Consider the following 21,419-nt stretch of genomic DNA (forward strand, 5'->3'; position numbering starts at 1 on the left):
ATCTTTATTTTAAATAAAGACGAATTCTAGTTTTTGCTTCAAAATCAGACACAATATTTTCTTTAATTATACGTAAAACATATAATTTACCATATTTCTTCATGGCGTCACTAATATCTTTTGCATCGAAGTCATGATCAGGCGGAATACTGACACTCCAGCCTTCCTGAATTGCCTGATTAGCCATTACAAATCCACTTCCATGTCTGTCTGGGATGATTACTTTTGGACGTGGTGAACGTCGTAAGATTTCAAGCTGATGTTCTGTAAGCTCATTACTGAGAGAAGCAGCCCCACTAACGACATTAGCGTCAAAGTATCCTTCTAATACATAGAGTGGATCTTGAGAGTATTTAGTGATTTGATCGTAACCGTAGAAAATATTATCACGTGAAACGTCAACAGATTTGTACTTATTTGTACGAGAATCAAGGAGATCCCTACCTTGATAAAAAATTAATTTGTTGTTTTTGTAAAATGGAATGATTAACCTTGCTTTCCAGTCTTGATTCCATTTTTCTTTACCACCATCAGAGAGATAGTATGGATATGCATAAGGGTCTAAGCCTCTTTCTTCAAGATAGTATTCAGCTAATTCTGTATATTTGTCATTTTCTTTTGACCCTAATTTATAGAAATGATATGGAAGTTCAATTTCTTGAGGTTCAAGTTTGAGAGTGGATTCAGGAACATGATCTGTAGACTGTCCTCGTTCTTGAAGTGCTTTAAACATTACAGCATTTAGTTCTTCAGGTGGCACCCCAAAAGCTGTTAGAACTTCTTCCATTTGTTTTGAGACTTTAGTCTGTTCATGAGGATCATATTTTGGATTAGCCCCACAATTGAAACAATGATAACCAACGACATCTCCATCAAAACGAAACCCTGCTCTCTTTCCTTTACGACCATGGTCCATACACTTTCGGCAGAGTACACGATACCAACCTTGATTTGTGGGCATGGCTGGTATTGGAATATATTGACGAATTACTTCTTCGAGAGATTTACCTTTCATTAATAAGTTGACGAATTACCTCAACAGTCGCAGTTATTTGATGACCATTAAGTGTCACAGTTACTAACTTAGAAGCTGTATTAGGTATTGTATTAGGTATTGTATTAGGTATTGTATTAGGTATTGTATTAGGTATTGTATTAGGTATTGTATTAATACCAAAGGTTTCACGAGTGAAGTTACGATTGCTTGCACCTTTTTGTCTACGTAAATGAGACTTACCATATAGGTAATAACTTATCGAGTGTCCATGTGCAGATTTCCTTTTTTTGCCATCTTTATTTTTCGGATTAGTAACAATTTTGTCATCAATTTTGTATACTCCTAATCCACCATTAGGAAAAACTTTTACGGCCATTTTTGTTGCCTTAGCAACAACATCACAATCAACTAAAATACGTTCTGTTCCACCATTTGATGTTTTGACCTCGACAATTGTTTGTTTTTGCATACTAAATTCCTCACTAAAAATTTAAGTATACGAGTTGTTTCCTGAAATGTAAACATATATAATGGAAAAATTATGACAAAGAAAAAAGACGATTATACTGGTAGAGATATTCAAGCATTAAGTGACCAAGAACATGTTTTATTGTGTGTATAATTAACTTGTGAATAATCATATGTGGTACCGTGTTTTTGTGTTGCTCGCCGAATAAATTCTTGTGTGTCAATTTGATTAGCCATTAAATACCTCCAATTAGTTTAAACTATTTATAAGTAGTTCCAATACCGTTTATTGGAAAAATCAAAGAATTATGAGAAAAAAATCATATAACGAAACTGATATACAAGTCCTTAGTGATGTCGAACACGTTAAAAAACGTGTTTCTGTATACCTTGGAAGTAATAATCCAGCAACATATACAATACCACTATATAATGATACTTTTAGTGTGACAGATGTTACGTTTGTTCCTGCAACTTATAAAGCTGTGGGTGAATGCTTGGACAATGTAGTTGATGAATACACTCAACATATGCCCAAAAAACCACTTATAACGATTTTAGCTGATCCACAAATTGGGTATTATCAAATTCAAGATGCTGGTCGAGGTGTTCCAATAGGTAAGCACGAAACAGGTAAGTATACACCCGAAGTTGTGTTTGATTCTTTGAGGTCAGGAAGAAATTTTTCTGACGATCGTCAAGCCGGGGTTATTGGAATGAATGGTATGGGGGTATCTTTGACTCGTATTTGTAGTACGGAATTTAACGTTACTATTAATCGGGAGGGTAAAAAGTATACCCAACGATTCTTATCAGATAAAACATTCAAACCAAAAATTATAACAGGTCCAAAAGCAAAAACTGGAACACAAGTAGAATTTACCCTTGATCCTTCCGTATTTAAAGATATTAAATTACCCAATGTCCTACTACGTAATAGAGCAATAGAAATTGCTGCCACAAATCCAGGTATTCAGGTTCAATATAATGATGAGAAGTTTGTCTTCAAGAAAGGGTTTGAAGACATTGTTAAATCTATGTCTAACCAATACTTCAAGTTTGAAGCAGACGATATGGAATTCTTTGTTATATTTGATGTAAACAAAAATATAGATGAACAAATCTTCACATATGTAAATTCGTCTCTTCTTTTCGACGGAGGAATATGTAATACACAATTTCTTAATGCGTTCTACGCCAAAGCTGTTGACCATTTAGCCACAGCAGCGAAAAAACAAAAATGTGAGGTAACAAAAAATGATGTTCGACAAAATCTTCTTGTTATCGGCAACATGAAAATTGCAAACCCAGAATATGATGCTCAAAGTAAAACAAGATTAACTGGTCCAAATCTACGAAAAGAATTTAAAGATTATATTGATAATCAGTGGAGTTCATTTGCTCGTAAGAATAAGAAGTGGTTAGAAGATGTTCTTGAACGTGCATGTGATAGGCATCATATTACTGCAAATAAACAAGCCGTTAAAGAAATGGCTAAACAATCTCGTAAAAAGATTCTTGGGCTAAATGATGCAACAAGTAAGAATCGATTTGATTGTCAGTTGCTGATTACTGAAGGTAAATCTGCGGCTGCTTCAATTACATCAGTCCGAAATCCTGCAACTACTGCTTCATTTCCATTAACTGGTAAAGTGAATAATGTTTATGGGATGACTGTTGCTCAATTGTTAAAAGCAGGAAAAATTACTGACTTACTAACATCTATTGGATTAGTTCCTGGTCAAAAAGCTTTGCGTGGAAATTTAAGGTATGGAAAAATAGTTATTGCAACTGATGCAGACTATGATGGTAATGATATTTTTACATTATTAGTTAATATCTTTTTCCAATTTTGGCCTGAGTTGTTTGATCAAGATTATGAACCAATCGTTCATCGACTTATTGCTCCAAATGTTGTAGCCGTTAAGGGTACGAAGCGTATTCATTTCACATCAAGAAATGACTATGAAAAAGTAAAACATAAGTATAAAGGATATGAGATTAGCTATTATAAAGGGCTTGGTAGTATGGTTCAAGAAGATTGGAAAATGATTTTAGATGGACAAACAGATACCTTGATACCAATAATTGATGATGGTAAACTCAATACAACTTTAGAATTACTATTTGGACCCGATGCAAATAAACGTAAATCGTGGTTACAAGATGAGGAGTAAAAAAAATGGGACATTATGATAATTGCAGAGATGGAAATTGCCCAGTGTGTGGACAAACTGAAGGATACTGTGAACACACGTTAGAGGTATACATGCAGAAACAAGCCAAACAATTTGGAACGGACCGTAGAATTACTGATGGTAAAAAACCTGGAGTAATTCCGCAATTACAACAACTAGAAGAACGAGTAAAGAAAGTTGAAGAGTTGGAGAAAAGAGTTGCTTATCTTGAATCTTTGATGGGAGATTGGAAATAATGGGTAGGAAGTTACAAGCTTCATGGACTATTTCAACAATAGATGATCTTAAATCAATAGCTGACTTTGAAGATAATCTTGCTGTTGAAATGGCTGCTGAGATTCAAAAAGAAATCGATTTAGAAGTAATGCATTCCATGTTCAAGCCTATTAAGGATGTAGTTGAACTATTAATTGCTGAAAATCTTGAATTGTGGTCTAATTTTCCACCTGTTCAACTACACCATGAAGATATTAAAATTCCGATGGATCAATTAAGAGATTGTCCATTGAATCAATATGATGATATTGCTCTTAAAATTATTGAATCTAGTCCACTGGGTATATCGGTTATTACTGATCCTACTGAGAAACAATTAAGAGCTCAAAAACTTATTTGGAAATTATAATGGTACATTGGTTAGATATAGACCCAGACATTTTAAAACGATGCATAGATATGTGGGGAGAAGAATCTCAAATCCACATGACAATCGAAGAAGCAAGTGAATTAATTCAAGTTTTGTCACGAATTCGATTTCGACCAAAACGAGCACCTGTAGAAGAAATAGTCAGTGAGATTGCTGATGTATTATTAATGTGCCATCAACTTGCATACATTTATGGTGAAGAATTAGTTCAAGATAAAATATATGAAAAACAACAAAGAGTTGCAAAGAAATTAGAACATTATGAGCGACAACGACAACAGCAAATCCGTGAAGAAAGTACTTCTTCCCCTAATTAGACAAATTATGCCACGGACACTTGCTACGGAATTGGTTGGTGTTCAACCAATGCAGCATCCACATGGTAGTTTGTTTGGTTTATCTACAGATCTTAGTGATTTTAGATACGCTTTAGAATCATGTAAAGCTGATTTTCCTGACCTACCAATTTGGGAACTACTCGATATTATTTTAGATAGAGCTGTTGGAAAGACTATTCTAACAACGTTTATGGAAGTTGAAGTTGAGCAACACAAAAAAGATTTGGCTTGGTCCTTATTGCGTCCAGAAATGTTAATTGAACTACCATTACATCTATATGATGAAGTTGCTTTTAGGTTGATTGAAGCTTCTCCTGTTGCTATTCAGGCATTTGCAACTCCTACTGATGAACAAATGAAAAGACATAAATTGAAATGGATATTATAAATCGACATATGCTATCTGGGACTATTGGATATGCTATATCAGCCCTAGTCTATAGTGATGCGTTTAAGCTACCAAACACTATTACACACGAAGAAAAAGTGGCGATAGTTGAGGCTATTACTGAATCTATTTCACGATATCCTGCTGATTGGAATAAACTAACATATAGTATTTTAGATGTTGAAAGATATCGAAATACTCGTTCACTACAACTTGAAGGACTATCTCATGAAGCTGCTAAGATATTTGTAGTAGTTGCAGAAGGGGCTATTAAAATGATTAAAGACCCAGATGAAAAGTTAACACGTTTACATAAAATAAAGTGGAAAGTATGAGCACAGTATCTGCCGCAAATCTTAATGCCGTTTCAATGGGGATGAATTGGAAATCGCCAGTCAAAACTGCAAAACAACTACCAACACATGCAAATACTGGAGACACTATGATGTGTACAGATACAGGTAGTGTTTACATATATGATGGTACAAGTTGGGTAGAAATTACAGGTTCCAGTATGTCGGTATTAACAGAACTTTTTGAAGCCATATATAATATTATTGGTGCTAGACCAGAACGTGCGCAAGATTTATTAAAAGTTATTCCTCGTTTATCTGACGAGGAAATTTTAGATCTAGTACAATACTCAAGACAGTGGATTGAGTTATTTGATAATCCATCACCAGAAATGATAAGACGACATAAGTTGAAATGGGAATTATAAATGAGTAATTTAGAAGAGAAAAAATGTGAGCACCATAAAGTGTATTCAGGTACTACCTTAATGTCTTCTCCTCCCCAATATCCATGGATTTGTAAAAAGTGTGGAGTTGAAGGAGTAGATAGAGGACAATATAAGATTAATGAATATGAAAAACTGGTGCAAGATAAGAAAGATGGAAAATTTACGTGATTTATATCTACAAGATTTAGGTAAAACTGTTACTTACGGTGATAAAAATCCTCGACAAAGGGTAAGACATCTTCATCTTTGGGAAGGAATTCAATCTACTTACCAAAATCAACCTTTCGATTTACATTCATTCCCCAAAGAAAAAATTTGGGTGTGGAGTGATCAACATTTTGGTCATAAAAATATTATTCGTTTTTGTGATCGCCCGTATACTGACCTTGATATTATGTCTCAATCTATGATTGAAAACTATCAATCTGTAGTACAACCTGATGATGTTTGTATTTGGGTTGGTGATGTTGGGTTTCAAGCTGACTCACTATTAAATGAGATTATTCATCAGTTAAATGGCTATAAAATTTTAGTTGTTGGTAATCATGATTTCAATAAAAAGAAATTACGTAAACTTCATTTTGATGAAATTCATTTATTGCATTATTTCTCAATTGAAGATATAGACTATGTCTTCACACACTATCCAATGGAAAATCTACCAAAACCCATGATTAATATTCATGGTCATATTCATAACAATGAAAATTTAGCTAACATTCAAAATATAAATGTTAGTGTTGAAGTTATCGACTACACGCCAATTAATCTACTAGAACTACATAAAACAATTGGAAGATCACGCTTTGAAGCATTAGTTGATTTTCGCTAGGAGTTAAAATGCACGATTTTAAACACATGAATTCTCTTGAGGATAATTCAGTCAATTTTGTTTTTCCAAAAAACAAATCAAACATCGAATCACGATTTGTAAAACGTAATGATGATTACTTTATTTGTTATTTGTCATCCCAGAATGGATGCCAATACTCTTGTCGTTTTTGTCATCTAACGCAATCAAAACAAACGGAGTTTGATCAAACAACACTTGAAGAATTTCATGATCAGACTAGAGTTGTATTAGACCACTATCGTAGTACTTATCCAACTGAAGAGATGACAGAAAAAGCTATATATTTTAATTTTATGGCTCGTGGTGAGCCCTTAGTTAACCCACATGTTCACCATTGGTTAGAATTACGACGTAACCTAATTGATATAGTTGATGATTATTGTTTTGGATATGGATGGAATGACTTTGAATTTAAGTTCAAATTATCAACAATCATTCCTGAAAGTATTATAACATTGAACCAATACTTATTAGATGATACTTACATTTACTACTCTTTGTATAGTTTAGATCCACATTTTAGGAAACGTTGGTTACCAAAAGCAAAAGATGTTAATGAATCTTTAGAATTATTAAAAGATTTTCAAGATAAGGGTGGAAATATTGTTTTTCATTGGGCTTTTATTGAAGATGAAAATGATAGTGTTGAAGATGTCAAAGAACTTGCTTATGCTGTTCGTAAGTTTAAAAATCCAAGAATAAACATTGTACGATACAATCCTTATTCGAGTAATCAAGGTAAAGAATCAAAATATGTTCATCAAAATGCTGGGTTATTACAAGATATGCTTGGAAACGAGGGTAGAGTTAAAGTTATTCAACGAGTTGGATATGACGTTAAGGCTAGTTGTGGAATGTTTGTATAAGTGTAGATATAAATGGCTGATAATATAAAAAGAAAATCTCTAAGTCGTCGTAAAGATGCACCAACCAAAGATGCTTTCGATGAATATCGAAAGATGTATGATGAAATTGCACATAAAATGGAGAAAGGCGAAAAGGTCTACGTAGAATTCAAAGAAGGTGAACGAAAAGGTTCTATTGCTTATATTGCACAAATGGATATGTCATTTACTGAAACTTACCGCGAACTTCCATTTTGGAACAAAACTGAACCTAGATGGCAACCAAATAGTTGGTCAAGCCATACTAAGGATGATGGATATTATGATTGTGATATTTCAATGTATGTAATTCTTCGATGGGAAGGAAGACAAAATAAAGTTAAATGTAGTCTCCATTCTGATGGAATGAATTATTTACCTGACTATGAAGGTCCAACAAAATGGGAGAAGTGGGATAAAAAAGCTGCTGAATTAAAAGCATTAGAAAACCTTATTATTAAGGATCGTGAAGGTAACGAGCTTGAATTAGATGATAAGGTACTATATATAAATGCAAGATATGGTGGGGCTGCATCACTAGATCGTGGTACCATAAAAGACATTCGTATTAAAGTACAGATGTATAATAACAAGTTAAATAATTATCTAGAAGTAACTATTCTAAATGAGAATGGTCAAACAAGTAAAATTTCTAGTCCTGAAGATACAGTATTATTATTGAAGTCTTTGCAGTCTGAAAACTTTGATTATGAGGATTAAATGAAACCTGAAAGTTCAGAATATGTAGACGATCAACGTAAAGAGTACAGTTTATATGTACTTCAAATGCGTGCAATTCCAGCTTTAACTGATGGGTTAAAAGCTGCTGCTCGTCGTGTATTGTGGACTGCAAGAGATGGTAAGAAATATAAAAGTGCTACTCTTGCTGGGGCAACAATGCCAATTCATCCTCATGCAAGTCCCGAAACAACAATTGACACGTTAGCTGCACCTTTTGGGAATAATATTCCTTTACTTGATGGTATAGGTGCATTTGGTACATTACTTAGTCCAAACGAATATGGTGCTAGTCGTTATACAAGTGTCAAAGTTTCTGAATTTGCAAAAGATGTCTTATTCAAAGATATTGAAATCATTCCTATGCAAGAAAATTATGATGGTACTACAGAGGAACCTGTTCATTTTTTACCATTACTTCCAATTGCTGTACTTAACCCAACATCAGGAATAGCTGTTGGATTTGCTAGTGATATTTTATCTAGATCTTTGTTGGATATTGTTGAATGTCAAATTCAACATTTGCGTGGGCGACCAAAAGTCATTGAAGATCGTTTTCCATATTTTGCTCCAACAAATAGTACAGCTGTTGAGTGGATTGAACCAAACAAGTGGATTTTTCATGGTGCATTTAAAAAGAAGAATAGTACAACACTTACTATTACAAAACTTCCTTATGGAGTACTTCATGAAAAATTTATTAACAATTTAATTAAGCTTCTCGATAATGGGACTATTATCGATTTTGAAGATAACTCTTCAAATCAAATTGACATTGAAGTTAAATTTAAACGAGGAGTTATTGATGATACAAATAGAACGGATATGTTAAATCTTTTAGGTCTAATCAATTCTGTTTCTGAGAATATGAATGTATTAGACTTAGATGGGTCTCGAGTTTGGAGTACTGATTTTATATCTATAATTCGTCGATTCACTGATTGGCGATTAACTTGGTATGAAAAACGGTATCAACGCTTAGCAGATTTACTAGAGAAAGAAATACAAAGATACAAAGATATTATTACAGCAATACGAAAGAATGTGGGTGGTATTGCTAAGAAGGTTGAATCTCGACAAGAGTTGAAGTTATTACTTGAAAGTATGAATATAATAAATATCGATTATATTGCAGATTTGCCTGTATATCGGTTTACTGAAAATGAACGTATTAAGGTTGAGCAAAAACTTGATGAAGCTAATATGTTAATGAAAACTTATAGAAAATTACTCACAGACGAGAATGAACGTAAACTCATTTATATAACTGAGTTAAAGGAGGTACTAAAAAAATATGGATAATACAAAAACATTATATGATTTCAATATTGAAATCTTACAACCTTATCCACACTGTGTGAAAAAATTAGAAACTTTCTGGGGTCGTTTAGAATTCTTAGACTACATTGATTCATTGATATATTTAGAAGATCGTATAACTCGTCAAGGTTTTCCCATTAAGGTTATGCTTGAATTGCTTAATATTAAGGATTATTATATCAATAATCTACTTGTGCTTTGTGTTCATAATGGATTAACAGCACAAGAAAAGTTAACTATAACCCAACAGCAAATTCGTCGATCAGACCCTTATGCTGGTGTTAAATCATTTGGAGAATAAAAATGAAATCGTACAGTAACGAAGTTGTTACACCTGATAAATTGAGAAAGTTTCATATTACCCTTATAGTTCTGCTTAGCATAAATTTGGGCATATCAATTGCTACTCTTATATTAAAATTTGTATAAAATGACGATCGAACCTTTTGCTGCTTTTGTCTTTGGACTAACTGGTGGATGGATTATTCGTCATTTAACCTGCAAACAACCTGATATTGAGCCTATCAAAAAAGCTTTAAAACAAGAACAGTTTGAGTTGTATTATCAATCTATTATTCCACTTGATAATTTAGAATTGGAACCCTATTATGAAGTTCTAATTCGAATGAGAGATAATCAAGGAAATTTAGTTTCTCCAAATGCTTTTATTCCAATTGCTGAACAACATAATTTAATGTCTAGTATTGATAAGTGGGTTATTTCAACTCTCTTTGATATGATTGCAGACACAGAATGTATGGCAAATTTTTCAGTTAATTTATCAGGCAATTCACTAAACGATCCAACTTTTGTTGATTTTGTTATAGAGCAATTTCGTAAGTATGATATTCAGCCTTCTTCTATTTGTTTTGAAATTACAGAAACAGCTGTAATTGATAATTTACAAGTGGCAAGTGAATGTATGCATACTTTGAAAAATCTTGGTTGTAAATTCTCGTTAGATGATTTTGGTAGTGGACTTTCTTCATTTACTTATCTAAAAGCCCTTCCTATTGATATTCTAAAAATTGATGGATACTTTGTCAAGGACATACTTACAGATATTTTCGACTTAGCAATGGTAAAATCTATTTGTGAAGTTAGCAAGACTATGAATATTAAAACAATTGCTGAATTTGTTGAAACATATGAAATTTTAGAGACGTTAAGTGAGATTGGCGTAGATTATGTTCAAGGTTATTTTATTTCTAGACCTACTCCATTATCCTCTGAAATTTTACCCACCTTAAAATTAACATACAAATAAAAAGGGGCCTTTCGGCCCCCTCTTTCTATCCACATTTTGAACTACCACAATTTGTACACTTCTTACATCCTTCACTGAATACAACTGAAGTACTACCACACTCTTGACAAGTTTCATCTTCAACTGCTTCACCATCTTTAATGTAAGATGAAAGATACTTTTTGATCTGAAATACAAATGTGCCAACATAAGCAGACTCTACTTTATCAAGTACAGCTACAATATTCTTGATAAGAATACCATGACGTAAACACAAACTAATTAAACGTGCTACCTTACTTGAATTAGTATCAGATGTCATCTTAGCTAATTGGTCGTCTATATGACGTTTTGGAATGCGTTTCTTACGTGCTAACTTCGTAAGCAAATCTACAGCATCATCACTTACAATGCTTTTTTCATGAGCATTTGTCTTAACAAACAAAGCAAATGGGCGTGATGGATTATCTTCATGATAGGTTACTGTTAGATACCACTTACGACCTTCAGCACGCAACGTTTTAACAACGGCTGCTGCTGAGTCTGGCAGTTTTACATCTTCTTTGATAATTTCTTCATCGTGGGCATCTGCAGTCTTTTCTTCTTTTGCTGATAGAACTGTAGTCATAGTTCCAGAACGATATGTAGTTAATCCTTTAATATATCCAGTTTTGTATCCTTCCAAATAAAGATTTTTAAAATCTTCAAATTTAAAATCATGTGGAATATTGATAGTTTTACTGATAGCTGAATCAACATATTGAGCAAATCCTTGCAATTCACGAATATGATCAGACACACTCAATTCGGTTGTTGTAGCAGCCCAATCAGCTTTTGGATCCCATTCATCACCAAGAGCTCGAACTCCATAATCGACACACGCAACTTCTTTTGTTAGTCCACGGTTAACATCGATCTTATAAGTAACGCCATGTTCATCAACTCCACGAAGAATAGTTTCATCTCCTTCTTTACGGAACTTGAACATTGAAGTTTCTTTCCATTCACCTTCATACCACTTTGGACATACTTCAGCAATATGTTCAGGCATAGCATTAACAATTACTGTACGAATGTATTCAGGCATAAAGACTGGTTCACAACCACCACTGACGACATTAGCGAAAATAGAAGTATTACCAGTTGGCTGGATACTCAATAAACTTGCATTGCGTATACCCGTAGTTGCAAGTTTGTCCATGTAATCTTTAGGTAATTTTAAATTTTCAATAAATGGTCGTGTAGCATGAAGTTCAGGTTTACATTCACGAAACATACCTTTCTCAATTGCAAGATCAATTGAAGCCATATAAGCATTACGGGCTATGACTTTCATAACTTGATCTCTTAATGCTTCGGCTTCATCTGAGCCATAACGTTGTTTTAACATAAACAAGGCAGAGCCCCAACCTAATATACCACAGCCAATTCTACGTTTATATTGCATTGCTTCTTTATATTGAGGTAAAGGTGCATCTGATAGAGCATTAACATTATCAAGAAATCGAACTAACCATTGTGTAATCTTTCCTAATTTCTTTAATAGGAAACCTGTACGATCTTTATTAACAAACTGGACTAAATTAATAGAACCTAAGCAACAAATGTTTCCTGGTGATAAAGTTTGCTCACCACAAGGATTAGTTGCCATTATGGTTTCACCATAATTTAATGGATTGAAATAGTTTGCACGGTCTAAGAATAGTACACCAGGTTCTGCACGATTGTAGGTAGATTTCATAATCATTTCCCACAAATCTAATACTGAGACAGTATTATGAACATCAACTGGATAGCCTTTATCTAACCACGATTTTAAATCACCATACCAATCTTTTTTGTACTTGGGATGTTGTGTATCAGGGAAGCGAAGTTCCCACTGCTCATCTTGACCAGTTTCAATTGCCCTAATGACTTTTTCCATAAACTCATCAGTACAATTAACACTGACATTGAATTTAGATAATCGACCAGATTGTTGTTTAGCAGTAATAAATTCAACAATGTCAGGATGCCATACATCAAGTACACCCATCATTGCACCTTTACGAATTTTACCTTTTGCTTTTTTATTCTTAGACTTTTTACCAGAACCTGAAGTGATAATTTCAGATGATTTATCAAAGAGTTCCATATACTTTACAGCACCTGGAGTTTCTACTCCAATGCCATGAATAAAGCTACCTCTTGGACGTATATAAGAAAAATTTTCACCCCACCCACCTTCAGACTTGAGTGTTTGGGCTTGGTTACGAAGGGCTGTTAAGATACCATCTAGAGAGTCTATATCGTTGTTTTCGCGAGGACCAACAAAACAGTTCATTAGGGTTGTACCACCCCATTCTGTTCCAGCATTAGAGTAGATTCTTCCACCTACTGTAACATTAAAATCAGAAAGCATTTGGTAAAAATTTGCTTCCCATTCCTGTTTTAATTCTTCACTTTTCTCAACACTTGCAACTGCTTTAGCAACTCTCTTTAATGTATCATCTACGTTTTCATCTTTAAAATCTTTGTAGGTACTTCTCCATACCTCTTCCGAAAATGAATCTATAAATTGTGTCATTTTTTATCCTTTTTTATAATTGTAGATGTGAATTTTATTATTGTTGCACCAATTTAGGTGGAATAGTATAATAATGTATTATGATTTTGACAAGACGTTTTTATTTATTTTTGGAGGGTTCTGCATGAAAAAATATCATGACACTGAAGCATTTAGACATGTCGTAAAACGAATCCGTTTTCAATACGAAGGCCATCTCCCAACTTTAACATTTCGTGGAACTGTAAAATTACATGGAACGAACATTGGTATTAGAAGGTTCAAAGATTCCTTTCACTACCAAACTCGTCGTCAAAGATTTGATTGTACATGTGATCATTTTGGGTTTGCACAGCATTTGGACAAAGTTCCGAGAGAATTACTTCATCAACTCTTTGATACCATTGGTGAAAAAACTGATGATATTACTTTATTTGGTGAATGGATTGGACCAGGTATTCAAAAGAAGGTAGCAATTGCTGATCTTCCTGAAAAACAGTGGGTAATTTTTGCTGCTTATAAGAATGGTGAATATGTTCATTTACCAATTGAAACACAATTAGATACCTATAAGATTTTCAACGTATTAAATGCTGGTGTTAATTTTATCACTATTGATTTCAACAAACCAAACGATTCAGTTCCGATGTTGGAAAGACTTACACTTCAGGTGGAAGAGGAATGTCCTTACGCAAAACTTTTTGGAATTTCAGGGATTGGTGAAGGTATTGTATGGACATGTTTAGAAGATCCTACAAATAGTGATTTGTGGTTTAAGACAAAAGGACAAGAACACAAAAGGGGTAATGATAAGAAAGGGAAAATTGCTTCCGTTTCTCCAGAAGTTATGCAAAAACGTAGTGAAGTCATCAAGTTAGTTGCAAATGATGATAGGTTGATTCAAGGTCTTCAGTATCTGACTGAAATAAACCTTGATCTTGTGCCTGAAAATATTGGAAAGTATCTTAAATGGGTTTCACAAGATATCCTGAAAGAAGAGAGTGATACACTGGAAGCGAATGGAGTAGAATGGAAAGATATCGCTAAAGGGGTAAATACTAAAGCTAAAAACCTTTTCTTTGAACGGATGGATGATTTGTGAATCTACATGAGAAAGAAGCATTACTTACATACTTGGAATTTCAATTAATGAAATTTGTCGAACAATATGAACGTTCGATTGAACCAAATCTTGTTTATAGCATGTATGATGATGCAAATGGAATTGTATCGGACATGGAACGCTCCTTGCAAACTATTATAGAAATGCAAGAAAGTGGAAAAAAGAAGCAGTCCAAAAACTAGGAGTGTCATTTGACACATTGTGTAACTTAATCGGAGACTTTGTATGAAGCACGATAAAGAACGAACCTTTAATGCTAATCGATCGATTTTGCATTTAAAGAAAATGTTCACTGCTGCTACTGATCATTTGGAAAAACCATTACGTGATCGTAAAGGAAAGACCAATGATTTATATAGGTATCAAGTTGATTTCGCCTATTTAATAGACGAAATCCAGCGTGGTCCGTTATTTGCAGCAAAAAAAGCCATTAACGATGCAAATGGGCTTATTGATGATATTCAAACAGCTCATCCTAAACGTTAAAATAAAAAGGGGCCTTCGGCCCCTTTTTATTACCAAGTACTTAGTGCAGCCCTTTTCCAAGTGTTTGTCGCGACACAAACATAAACATAACCACTATCCCAAACAATATCTCCTGTAGTACCTGTATCAGAAGCACTTGAAGGTGTTTTAGTCGTTGCAATGTTTAATGTATCACCAGCGATTGCAACGTTTTGACTTGAATCAACAGTTACAGCCGTTGTACCATTACCAGAACGAAGAAGTAATGTGCCACCAGATATAGCAGGACCAATAGCCATTGTCGTTGAAGATTGGTTATATGTTATAACACCACCAGAAGAATCTGAAGGTGAACCAAGATAGATACGACTTGTATTTGCATTGGGTGTAAGAATTGTTAGACCACCGTCTCCACTATTTTCAATCACTAGATCATCAGCAGCTATATCAGCAGTCACGGTACCAGCACTCGCAGTATGAACATGCAAAGTACCGTCTGGGTTTGCTATGCCTATACCTACATTCTGAGAGCTGTCAATGCGCATGGCCTCGGTTCCGTTGCCGGTTAAAAACCGCATATATGCGCCAGCTTTATCGGTACCTAGATACATCTCAGACGACGTGTAGTTCCACTGGATTAGTGCGCCGATTGAATCCGTTGCCGTACCTAATGCGATATTAGCATTGTTTGCATCTGGTACGAGTATCGACAATCCACCGTTGGTTGAGTTTTCAATAACTAAATCATCAGCTCCTGGATTCGCAGTCACCGCACCAGCGCTTGCCGTGTGTACATGCAATGTGCCATCTGGGGTAACCGATGTGCTACCGACAATTGTAGTTCCTGCAATCTTTGCATTACCAGCTGTAATTTTTAAGTTACCATCTAAAATTTCAACTGTCATATCATCTGGATTACCTGTACTACCATAGAAGCGAGTAGTCCATGCACCAGTACCATCAGGAGAAAAAATATTAAGATAATTACTACCAGTGTCAATGTTCATTGTGATATAATCACTCGTTGAACCAATTCGTAAATTATCTGTTAACAGTACCCCACCAGATGTTAAATTGCCAGAAGTTGTAATTGCTCCAGTGTTTGCAATTGCTAATGCATCAGTCCAAGTAATAACTGTTTCGGATGCTGTTCCTGTACCAGAACCTGCTCCTGTTGCAGTAAAGATGACTCCGACTGTATTAGAAGCAGCCCCAATCGCAGTAAAGTCTGTTGTACCAATTGTTTCAATTCGATATTCTGTTGATGTAACAAATGAACCAGCTGTAATAGTTGAACCAGCAGCAGCAACTCGAAATGTGTGTTCACCTAAACGCTGTAGATACATTGACGCTTCATCTGTAAGGAAGTATTTCCAATCCGCAGAATCAAGAAAAGCATTTTGTGTGATACGAAGTCCATTATCAACTGCTTTTGATGTATTCGCAAATAAAGCAGAGTTTCCGCCAAGTTGCAATGCGGAATATGCACTTTGCCATGCTTCTAATGATGTAACACCCATCCCAACATTAGCATCATTGTTTAAGACTAGAGGATAACTCCAAGTTATGTTTGCATCAGCTGTACCAGAAACAGCCACTCCAAATACATGCTCACCATTACCTTGTTTGTAATAACTAGCCTGATCTGTATCCTGATATTTCCAGTTGGATCCATCATGATATGTATTTTGTAGATAATACGTACTACTACTTGGTCCAGGTGATGTTAAAGATAATAGCGTAGTATTTCCACCCATTTGTACAGCAGTATAAGCTGTGTTCCATGTTTCTAGTGAAGTATTACTAAAACCTGCATTACCATTATTGTCAAGAAATAATGATTCAGTCCACGAACTAATTGAGGTATCAGTTGTTCCACTAGAAGCTACACGAAAACGATGATACCCACTTTGTTGGTAATATTGACTAACAGCATCTGTTAATAGATATTTCCAAGCCCCATCATAATAAGCATTGTTTGAAATAAGAAATGGCTGACCTGATGCTGGTGTAGTCGTAGCAATAGCCGAAGCTGTTCCACCGATTTGTAGGGCTGTGTAGTTCGAATGCCAAGCTTCAAGACTTACGTTCTTAATCCCGATATTTCCGCTGTTGTTAATTTGTAGAGCTGTTGTCCAACCAATAGCAGTGTCTGCTGTTCCTGATGGGGCTACTCGAAGTTGATGTGTGCCTGATGTTTGAATATATTGGGTAGCCTCATCTGTATCTTGATATTTGTATGCAGAGGTTCCATCAAAATATGCATTTTGAAATAACATCAAATTCCCACCAGCACCTGCAGCTGTTACTGCAGCAACTGATGAATTCCCGCCTATTTGTAGAGCTGTATAGTTTGAATGCCAAGCTTCCAACGAAGAAACCCCAAGCCCAACAATACCGTTGTCATCTATTCGCATCTTTTCAGATAAAACATTCGGAGTTGGTCCAGCTGTCTGAAATACTAAAGATGCTCTGCGGGTGCCACTGGATGATGCTTGCACACTTGATATTTTAGCTGCATCAAATAAAGTGCCAGAATTAATACGCCCTTCAAACAATATTGATGCATGGATATCGTCAACAGCGGTTGCGTTAGCAGTTGTTCCAATTTTTACTTGTGTATCGAAAGATGATGAAGTGACCTCTAATCTCGAATCTGGAGAAGTATTACCAATACCAACATTACCTGAACTGTTGATGCGCATGGCTTCTGTATTGTTACCAGAGCCTAGAACCAGCGATGCACCGGCCGAGCTTGAAGACAACTTAAAAAGTAAAGTGGAGTAGTTCCACTGGGCAAAAGCACCAAGACTATCTGATGCTGAACCGAAAAATAGATTAGCGTTGCTGGCATCAGGAACTAAGATACTCATACCACCAGTTGTAGAATTTTCTATTACAAAATCATCTGCATCAGCTGGGGCTGATATAGCCCCAGCACTTCCTACATAAACGTGTAACTTACCGTCTGGTGAAGTTGTACCAATACCGACATTACCTGAACTGTTGATAATCATAGCATCAACATCAGAAGCACTCCCAAAAGATAAATAACCACCTGCTGTGTGAGTAGAAATCCTAAACCGTCCCGTTGATTTGTTCCAGTTTAAATATGACCCAATACTATCTGAAGGAGAGCCGAAATATAAACTTCCATAGTTAGCATCAGGAGTAAAAATGGAAATACCACCATCCATATTATTTTCAACTACCAAATCATCCGCAGTACTGTTTGCTGTGACAGCGCCAGCACTAGCTGTATGAACATGCAATGTGCCGTCAGGAGAAACTGCTCCACCTACCATTGTGAAATTGCCAGGATTTAAGAAAATATTACCGGTAGTTGTTGTTGAAAGTGTTAAATTATATCCAGCACTAGATGAAAGATTTAAGTTTCTATCACTAGATATGGAGACATTATTTGCAGTGGTATTATCAAGTGTTAAAATTTGGCCAGCAACTGCTCCTAATTTAGCACTACCATCATTGTTAATTGTTAATGTGTCAATCCATGAAATAGGTGTTTCTGCAGTTCCACTTGCTGCAACTTTAAACACAAATGTACCATTACCTGAATACATATAAGAAGCTTCATCTGTATCTTGATATAGCCAGTTTACACCATTCCATAATGCGTTTTGTAATACATAGTAAGAACTACTTGCACCTGCAGCTGTTAAGCCAATAATTGATGTATTACCACCAATTTGTAATGCTGTCCAGGGAGCTGACCAACTTTCCAAGGCAGATACCCCAATCCCAACATTACCCGTAGTATAAGAAATATTTGAACCTGAGATAGTCCATGTTGACCCAGAAGCTGGATTGTTTGTTTCTGTTGATACTGGATCCCAGCCCCCATTATTGTAAATGTATACCTTATTTTCATCTGTACGCAAAAACATTTCACCTGTATTTGCACTTCCAGGAAATGATGTACCAGAAGGTACTGTTAAGTTGACAATTTCGGAACCTTCAGGAAGGGTCAATCCATAATGCTTCATTCGTAACTCCGCAATCCTTGCTATAAATACTCGAAAGGAAAATTTTATGCTCGTATCTGATATATTTATTCGAGAAGCAAAAGTTCAGTTACCCAATTTGCATATCATTAAACATGATTGCGCGCAATTCCTGCGTGAAACAAACAGCCCTTTATTTAAAAACCTTACAAATCAATACGCAAATGTTCAAAAGGTAAAAATTCGACATCGTAAAAGAAAAGACCAGTTTGATCAAGCATTTAACGAAGCTTTTCAAAATGATATCCCGAACTTAGTCCAACGATCGATTTTTGCTTATGGTGGACAAGATCCAGAATTAAAAGAGAATCAAGAATCATTTTATATCTTTCCAACAAATGGGTATCAGTTTTTATATAGTCAAGATGTTGATTCTTCAAGTGAAGATTATAAAAATGCATTTGATATCTTTCTCGAAAAGTTTAATCATGAAGATAATGCAACTCAGATTCTAAAAGAGATTTTAAAATACAACTATGTTTCTTCTAATCTACAAGAAGGATTAGAAGCTCGAAAAGAGATTATTTTATATAATATTCCCTTCTATTATGCAGTTCGTGCAAATACTGTAGACTATCCTACTTTGTTGACTTTGCTACGTTAATATATTATTATTGGTCCAAATTGGAGTTAAAATATGGCTATTAATTATACAGAACATGTTTTTGGTGCAAATGAAACAATTAAAGCAATTATTCGTAAGTACAATCATATGAATATGAGTGGTGATTTATTGGATAAATTAATGGTCCAATATAATGAGCTCAACAACAACCAAATCCCTCGCCCAGGCCAAAAAGTCAAAATTCCTTTGTTTGTTGGCTTTGTTGGTATGAAGGATTACAAGAGTGAATGAGTGGCTTTTAGCAAATGCTGAAAGTATTCAATGGTTAGCAAATGCTTTTCTGATGTTATCAGCTGTGTTGGTAACTATCTCTATTCGAATGTGTTTAAGCATTTACCCATTTATCGGTTTTTTAGTTGCTCATATTCTCTGGTTAGTCATGGCGGTTCATATTGATATCCAACCACTTGCTTGGCAAAATGGTTTCTTTATAATATTGGACTCTTATGCGATTTTAATTAGAACTCAATGGTATATAAATAGGAGAAAATAATGGGAAACGATGTTAAAGTTTTTAAATTTATCAATGGCGAAGAAGTTATTGCACGGGTTGTAGCTGAAGTTGCAAGCCCCGTGACAGGTGAAAAAACTGGTGATTATGAGATTGAGCGTCCACTAGCATTAATGGCACAGCCAGATCATTCAACCGGACAAGTTCGTTTAGGATTTGCACCTTGGCTAATTGGTAATGATAAAATTAATGTTATTATTCGTGGTTCAAGTTTAGCTTTAGATCCATTTGCACCCAACGTCGATTTGGAAAAAGGATATTTGCAAAGCACCTCTGGAATTGCAATTGCTGGGGCTGATGCAATAAAATAATATGGCAATAATTCAATACGAATGTGATACATGTAAGCGACTGATTGATATTCCCCAAAATAAAAAAGGGATGGATACTTTCGGTCGCTGCAACATTACAGATGGCTGTAAAGGTCGATTACATCAAGTTAAAGTTAAGCCCGATCATGTGATTGGTCAGCTTACTCCTGACGAAGAGGGATTGGATAACTGGGTTCCACGTAAGTTACTTTATACCCACCAACAACCACTATCATCTCAAACTTGGACAATTAAGCATAATCTTAATAACCAGCCATCAGTATTGGCCTATGTGTACTTAAATGATACAGATTATCTAAATGGAACCCTTACAGCACTGACTCCAACTACAATTACAGTTGTAGATGAAAATACTTTAACTATTACATTTGATGATGTACAAAGAGGTGTTGCTCAATGTATAGCTCGTTCAACTGCTAAAGATGATGTAGTTGTAACAGCCGATGCCATTGCAGCTTCAACGTTTGAGGCTATTACTGTATCACCTACAATTATCGATCGTTTTTTAACAATCGCTACACTGGATAGTAGTACAACTGTTCAGTACGATGTGCAATTTTTATCAGCCAATACATTTGATCCTATTGATTTAATCACACTTGATTTCATATCTCCTCCTTTTGGAGAACCAGGTAATGTATCTCCTTGGTATGGTACAACTCGAATTTTAATTAATGGTCGTGCATATACAGTTCGTACAGCTGCTATCAACGATTTACCAAGTGATGGTTCTGCATTTTATTTTACTGATTTGCCTGTTCATCGTGATACATTTATTCTCTTGACTAAAGCTCCATATACAGAATATGATCGAATTCTTGATGCTGTTATTGATGTTGCTGATATGACTGAAGCAATTGCTTCAACTACTACTGTTGTGACAGATCGTCAAATGAGTGTTTCGGACTCATTGTGGCAAACAATCTACCCAACTATTCGTTACTTATAACCGTTTTCCGCTTCAAAACACTCGTATAT

The 21,419-nt window shown here is 35.1% G+C and carries 27 protein-coding genes; 22 read left to right on the forward strand and 5 right to left on the reverse strand.

What is annotated here, in order from left to right:
* Window positions 1-4: 4 nt before the first annotated feature.
* From AC220I_RS02535 to AC220I_RS02545, 3 genes are all read right to left on the reverse strand, one after another.
* Window positions 5-1,015 (reverse strand): hypothetical protein, encoded by a 1,011-nt coding sequence (locus AC220I_RS02535; protein ID WP_486722239.1) that lies wholly within the window; start codon window positions 1,013-1,015, stop codon window positions 5-7.
* Window positions 1,005-1,466, reverse strand: a complete 462-nt coding sequence (locus AC220I_RS02540) for a hypothetical protein (protein ID WP_486722240.1) — start codon at window positions 1,464-1,466, stop codon at window positions 1,005-1,007. Before AC220I_RS02540 ends, AC220I_RS02535 begins: the two co-directional genes overlap by 11 nt.
* A 110-nt stretch (window positions 1,467-1,576) precedes the next feature.
* A complete protein-coding gene (locus AC220I_RS02545) occupies window positions 1,577-1,702 on the reverse strand; it encodes a hypothetical protein (RefSeq protein ID WP_486722241.1) in 126 nt (41 codons plus the stop codon).
* Window positions 1,703-1,773: 71 nt separating this feature from the next.
* Here AC220I_RS02545 and AC220I_RS02550 point away from each other — a divergent pair, with 71 nt between their 5' ends.
* The 14 genes from AC220I_RS02550 to AC220I_RS02615 all read left to right on the forward strand — a co-directional run bounded on the left by AC220I_RS02550 (window position 1,774) and on the right by AC220I_RS02615 (window position 10,839).
* On the forward strand, window positions 1,774-3,642 hold the full coding sequence (locus tag AC220I_RS02550; protein WP_486722242.1) for a toprim domain-containing protein: 1,869 nt from the start codon (window positions 1,774-1,776) through the stop codon (window positions 3,640-3,642).
* A 5-nt stretch (window positions 3,643-3,647) separates the two neighbouring features.
* Complete coding sequence (locus tag AC220I_RS02555; protein ID WP_486722243.1) at window positions 3,648-3,899, forward strand: hypothetical protein; 252 nt, start codon at window positions 3,648-3,650, stop codon at window positions 3,897-3,899.
* Window positions 3,899-4,288, forward strand: coding sequence for a hypothetical protein (locus AC220I_RS02560; protein WP_486722244.1), 390 nt, complete (start codon window positions 3,899-3,901; stop codon window positions 4,286-4,288). The genes AC220I_RS02555 and AC220I_RS02560 overlap by 1 nt, the downstream gene beginning before the upstream one ends.
* A 77-nt stretch (window positions 4,289-4,365) precedes the next feature.
* Entirely contained in the window at window positions 4,366-4,626 is a 261-nt protein-coding gene (locus AC220I_RS02565) for a nucleoside triphosphate pyrophosphohydrolase family protein (RefSeq protein ID WP_486722245.1), read from the forward strand.
* Window positions 4,627-4,633: 7 nt separating this feature from the next.
* Window positions 4,634-5,035 carry a hypothetical protein gene (locus AC220I_RS02570; protein WP_486722246.1) on the forward strand — a complete coding sequence of 134 codons (402 nt, stop codon included), beginning with the start codon at window positions 4,634-4,636 and terminating at the stop codon, window positions 5,033-5,035.
* Window positions 5,023-5,370 (forward strand): hypothetical protein, encoded by a 348-nt coding sequence (locus AC220I_RS02575; protein WP_486722247.1) that lies wholly within the window; start codon window positions 5,023-5,025, stop codon window positions 5,368-5,370. Before AC220I_RS02570 ends, AC220I_RS02575 begins: the two co-directional genes overlap by 13 nt.
* A complete protein-coding gene (locus AC220I_RS02580) occupies window positions 5,367-5,756 on the forward strand; it encodes a hypothetical protein (RefSeq protein WP_486722248.1) in 390 nt (129 codons plus the stop codon). The genes AC220I_RS02575 and AC220I_RS02580 overlap by 4 nt, the downstream gene beginning before the upstream one ends.
* Window positions 5,757-5,945, forward strand: a complete 189-nt coding sequence (locus AC220I_RS02585; protein WP_486722249.1) for a hypothetical protein — start codon at window positions 5,757-5,759, stop codon at window positions 5,943-5,945.
* Entirely contained in the window at window positions 5,929-6,609 is a 681-nt protein-coding gene (locus AC220I_RS02590) for a hypothetical protein (protein ID WP_486722250.1), read from the forward strand. Before AC220I_RS02585 ends, AC220I_RS02590 begins: the two co-directional genes overlap by 17 nt.
* An 8-nt stretch (window positions 6,610-6,617) precedes the next feature.
* The gene (locus AC220I_RS02595) at window positions 6,618-7,496 is read left to right on the forward strand and encodes a radical SAM family protein (protein ID WP_486722251.1); all 879 of its coding nucleotides are present in this window, start codon (window positions 6,618-6,620) and stop codon (window positions 7,494-7,496) included.
* A gap of 12 nt (window positions 7,497-7,508) precedes the next feature.
* Window positions 7,509-8,234: a hypothetical protein gene (locus tag AC220I_RS02600; RefSeq protein WP_486722252.1), complete on the forward strand. Its 726-nt coding sequence runs from the start codon at window positions 7,509-7,511 to the stop codon at window positions 8,232-8,234.
* Window positions 8,235-9,554 carry a DNA gyrase subunit A gene (locus tag AC220I_RS02605; protein ID WP_486722253.1) on the forward strand — a complete coding sequence of 440 codons (1,320 nt, stop codon included), beginning with the start codon at window positions 8,235-8,237 and terminating at the stop codon, window positions 9,552-9,554.
* Window positions 9,547-9,873 carry a hypothetical protein gene (locus AC220I_RS02610; protein ID WP_486722254.1) on the forward strand — a complete coding sequence of 109 codons (327 nt, stop codon included), beginning with the start codon at window positions 9,547-9,549 and terminating at the stop codon, window positions 9,871-9,873. The genes AC220I_RS02605 and AC220I_RS02610 overlap by 8 nt, the downstream gene beginning before the upstream one ends.
* A 129-nt stretch (window positions 9,874-10,002) precedes the next feature.
* A complete protein-coding gene (locus AC220I_RS02615; RefSeq protein ID WP_486722255.1) occupies window positions 10,003-10,839 on the forward strand; it encodes an EAL domain-containing protein in 837 nt (278 codons plus the stop codon).
* Between the two features lie 25 nt (window positions 10,840-10,864).
* Here the strand turns inward: AC220I_RS02615 and AC220I_RS02620 are convergent, their stop codons facing one another.
* Window positions 10,865-13,384, reverse strand: coding sequence for an adenosylcobalamin-dependent ribonucleoside-diphosphate reductase (locus AC220I_RS02620; RefSeq protein ID WP_486722256.1), 2,520 nt, complete (start codon window positions 13,382-13,384; stop codon window positions 10,865-10,867).
* 124 nt (window positions 13,385-13,508) lie between these two features.
* Between AC220I_RS02620 and AC220I_RS02625 the strand changes: the two genes are divergently transcribed.
* From AC220I_RS02625 to AC220I_RS02635, 3 genes are read left to right on the forward strand one after another with little or no spacing between them, the layout of a single operon-like run.
* Window positions 13,509-14,465 (forward strand): RNA ligase family protein, encoded by a 957-nt coding sequence (locus AC220I_RS02625; protein ID WP_486722257.1) that lies wholly within the window; start codon window positions 13,509-13,511, stop codon window positions 14,463-14,465.
* 47 nt (window positions 14,466-14,512) lie between these two features.
* Window positions 14,513-14,668 carry a hypothetical protein gene (locus AC220I_RS02630; RefSeq protein ID WP_486722258.1) on the forward strand — a complete coding sequence of 52 codons (156 nt, stop codon included), beginning with the start codon at window positions 14,513-14,515 and terminating at the stop codon, window positions 14,666-14,668.
* 43 nt (window positions 14,669-14,711) lie between these two features.
* Complete coding sequence (locus AC220I_RS02635) at window positions 14,712-14,972, forward strand: hypothetical protein (RefSeq protein WP_486722259.1); 261 nt, start codon at window positions 14,712-14,714, stop codon at window positions 14,970-14,972.
* Window positions 14,973-15,001: 29 nt separating this feature from the next.
* Here the strand turns inward: AC220I_RS02635 and AC220I_RS02640 are convergent, their stop codons facing one another.
* Complete coding sequence (locus AC220I_RS02640) at window positions 15,002-18,955, reverse strand: beta strand repeat-containing protein (RefSeq protein WP_486722260.1); 3,954 nt, start codon at window positions 18,953-18,955, stop codon at window positions 15,002-15,004.
* A 46-nt stretch (window positions 18,956-19,001) separates the two neighbouring features.
* Between AC220I_RS02640 and AC220I_RS02645 the strand changes: the two genes are divergently transcribed.
* Genes AC220I_RS02645 through AC220I_RS02665 form a run of 5 tightly spaced genes read left to right on the forward strand, consistent with a single transcriptional unit; the run spans window position 19,002 to window position 21,390 of the window.
* Window positions 19,002-19,577 carry a hypothetical protein gene (locus tag AC220I_RS02645; RefSeq protein ID WP_486722261.1) on the forward strand — a complete coding sequence of 192 codons (576 nt, stop codon included), beginning with the start codon at window positions 19,002-19,004 and terminating at the stop codon, window positions 19,575-19,577.
* 33 nt (window positions 19,578-19,610) lie between these two features.
* Window positions 19,611-19,829 carry a hypothetical protein gene (locus AC220I_RS02650; protein WP_486722262.1) on the forward strand — a complete coding sequence of 73 codons (219 nt, stop codon included), beginning with the start codon at window positions 19,611-19,613 and terminating at the stop codon, window positions 19,827-19,829.
* Window positions 19,822-20,091 (forward strand): hypothetical protein, encoded by a 270-nt coding sequence (locus AC220I_RS02655; protein WP_486722263.1) that lies wholly within the window; start codon window positions 19,822-19,824, stop codon window positions 20,089-20,091. Before AC220I_RS02650 ends, AC220I_RS02655 begins: the two co-directional genes overlap by 8 nt.
* Window positions 20,091-20,420: a hypothetical protein gene (locus tag AC220I_RS02660; RefSeq protein ID WP_486722264.1), complete on the forward strand. Its 330-nt coding sequence runs from the start codon at window positions 20,091-20,093 to the stop codon at window positions 20,418-20,420. Before AC220I_RS02655 ends, AC220I_RS02660 begins: the two co-directional genes overlap by 1 nt.
* Before the next feature lies 1 nt (window position 20,421).
* Window positions 20,422-21,390 (forward strand): hypothetical protein, encoded by a 969-nt coding sequence (locus AC220I_RS02665; RefSeq protein ID WP_486722265.1) that lies wholly within the window; start codon window positions 20,422-20,424, stop codon window positions 21,388-21,390.
* Window positions 21,391-21,419: the final 29 nt, after the last annotated feature.

The organism is Fusibacter sp. (assembly GCF_057447755.1).

Excerpts from the sequence above, each read along its gene's own strand:
- AC220I_RS02535 (WP_486722239.1), bottom strand. The coding sequence starts at position 1,015 with ATGAAAGGTAAATCTCTCGAAGAAGTAATTCGTCAATATATTCCAATA.
- AC220I_RS02540 (WP_486722240.1), bottom strand. The coding sequence starts at position 1,466 with ATGCAAAAACAAACAATTGTCGAGGTCAAAACATCAAATGGTGGAACA.
- AC220I_RS02545 (WP_486722241.1), bottom strand. The coding sequence starts at position 1,702 with ATGGCTAATCAAATTGACACACAAGAATTTATTCGGCGAGCAACACAA.
- AC220I_RS02550 (WP_486722242.1), top strand. The coding sequence starts at position 1,774 with ATGAGAAAAAAATCATATAACGAAACTGATATACAAGTCCTTAGTGAT.
- AC220I_RS02555 (WP_486722243.1), top strand. The coding sequence starts at position 3,648 with ATGGGACATTATGATAATTGCAGAGATGGAAATTGCCCAGTGTGTGGA.
- AC220I_RS02560 (WP_486722244.1), top strand. The coding sequence starts at position 3,899 with ATGGGTAGGAAGTTACAAGCTTCATGGACTATTTCAACAATAGATGAT.
- AC220I_RS02565 (WP_486722245.1), top strand. The coding sequence starts at position 4,366 with ATGACAATCGAAGAAGCAAGTGAATTAATTCAAGTTTTGTCACGAATT.
- AC220I_RS02570 (WP_486722246.1), top strand. The coding sequence starts at position 4,634 with ATGCCACGGACACTTGCTACGGAATTGGTTGGTGTTCAACCAATGCAG.
- AC220I_RS02575 (WP_486722247.1), top strand. The coding sequence starts at position 5,023 with ATGGATATTATAAATCGACATATGCTATCTGGGACTATTGGATATGCT.
- AC220I_RS02580 (WP_486722248.1), top strand. The coding sequence starts at position 5,367 with ATGAGCACAGTATCTGCCGCAAATCTTAATGCCGTTTCAATGGGGATG.
- AC220I_RS02585 (WP_486722249.1), top strand. The coding sequence starts at position 5,757 with ATGAGTAATTTAGAAGAGAAAAAATGTGAGCACCATAAAGTGTATTCA.
- AC220I_RS02590 (WP_486722250.1), top strand. The coding sequence starts at position 5,929 with ATGGAAAATTTACGTGATTTATATCTACAAGATTTAGGTAAAACTGTT.
- AC220I_RS02595 (WP_486722251.1), top strand. The coding sequence starts at position 6,618 with ATGCACGATTTTAAACACATGAATTCTCTTGAGGATAATTCAGTCAAT.
- AC220I_RS02600 (WP_486722252.1), top strand. The coding sequence starts at position 7,509 with ATGGCTGATAATATAAAAAGAAAATCTCTAAGTCGTCGTAAAGATGCA.
- AC220I_RS02605 (WP_486722253.1), top strand. The coding sequence starts at position 8,235 with ATGAAACCTGAAAGTTCAGAATATGTAGACGATCAACGTAAAGAGTAC.
- AC220I_RS02610 (WP_486722254.1), top strand. The coding sequence starts at position 9,547 with ATGGATAATACAAAAACATTATATGATTTCAATATTGAAATCTTACAA.
- AC220I_RS02615 (WP_486722255.1), top strand. The coding sequence starts at position 10,003 with ATGACGATCGAACCTTTTGCTGCTTTTGTCTTTGGACTAACTGGTGGA.
- AC220I_RS02620 (WP_486722256.1), bottom strand. The coding sequence starts at position 13,384 with ATGACACAATTTATAGATTCATTTTCGGAAGAGGTATGGAGAAGTACC.
- AC220I_RS02625 (WP_486722257.1), top strand. The coding sequence starts at position 13,509 with ATGAAAAAATATCATGACACTGAAGCATTTAGACATGTCGTAAAACGA.
- AC220I_RS02630 (WP_486722258.1), top strand. The coding sequence starts at position 14,513 with ATGAAATTTGTCGAACAATATGAACGTTCGATTGAACCAAATCTTGTT.
- AC220I_RS02635 (WP_486722259.1), top strand. The coding sequence starts at position 14,712 with ATGAAGCACGATAAAGAACGAACCTTTAATGCTAATCGATCGATTTTG.
- AC220I_RS02640 (WP_486722260.1), bottom strand. The coding sequence starts at position 18,955 with ATGAAGCATTATGGATTGACCCTTCCTGAAGGTTCCGAAATTGTCAAC.
- AC220I_RS02645 (WP_486722261.1), top strand. The coding sequence starts at position 19,002 with ATGCTCGTATCTGATATATTTATTCGAGAAGCAAAAGTTCAGTTACCC.
- AC220I_RS02650 (WP_486722262.1), top strand. The coding sequence starts at position 19,611 with ATGGCTATTAATTATACAGAACATGTTTTTGGTGCAAATGAAACAATT.
- AC220I_RS02660 (WP_486722264.1), top strand. The coding sequence starts at position 20,091 with ATGGGAAACGATGTTAAAGTTTTTAAATTTATCAATGGCGAAGAAGTT.
- AC220I_RS02665 (WP_486722265.1), top strand. The coding sequence starts at position 20,422 with ATGGCAATAATTCAATACGAATGTGATACATGTAAGCGACTGATTGAT.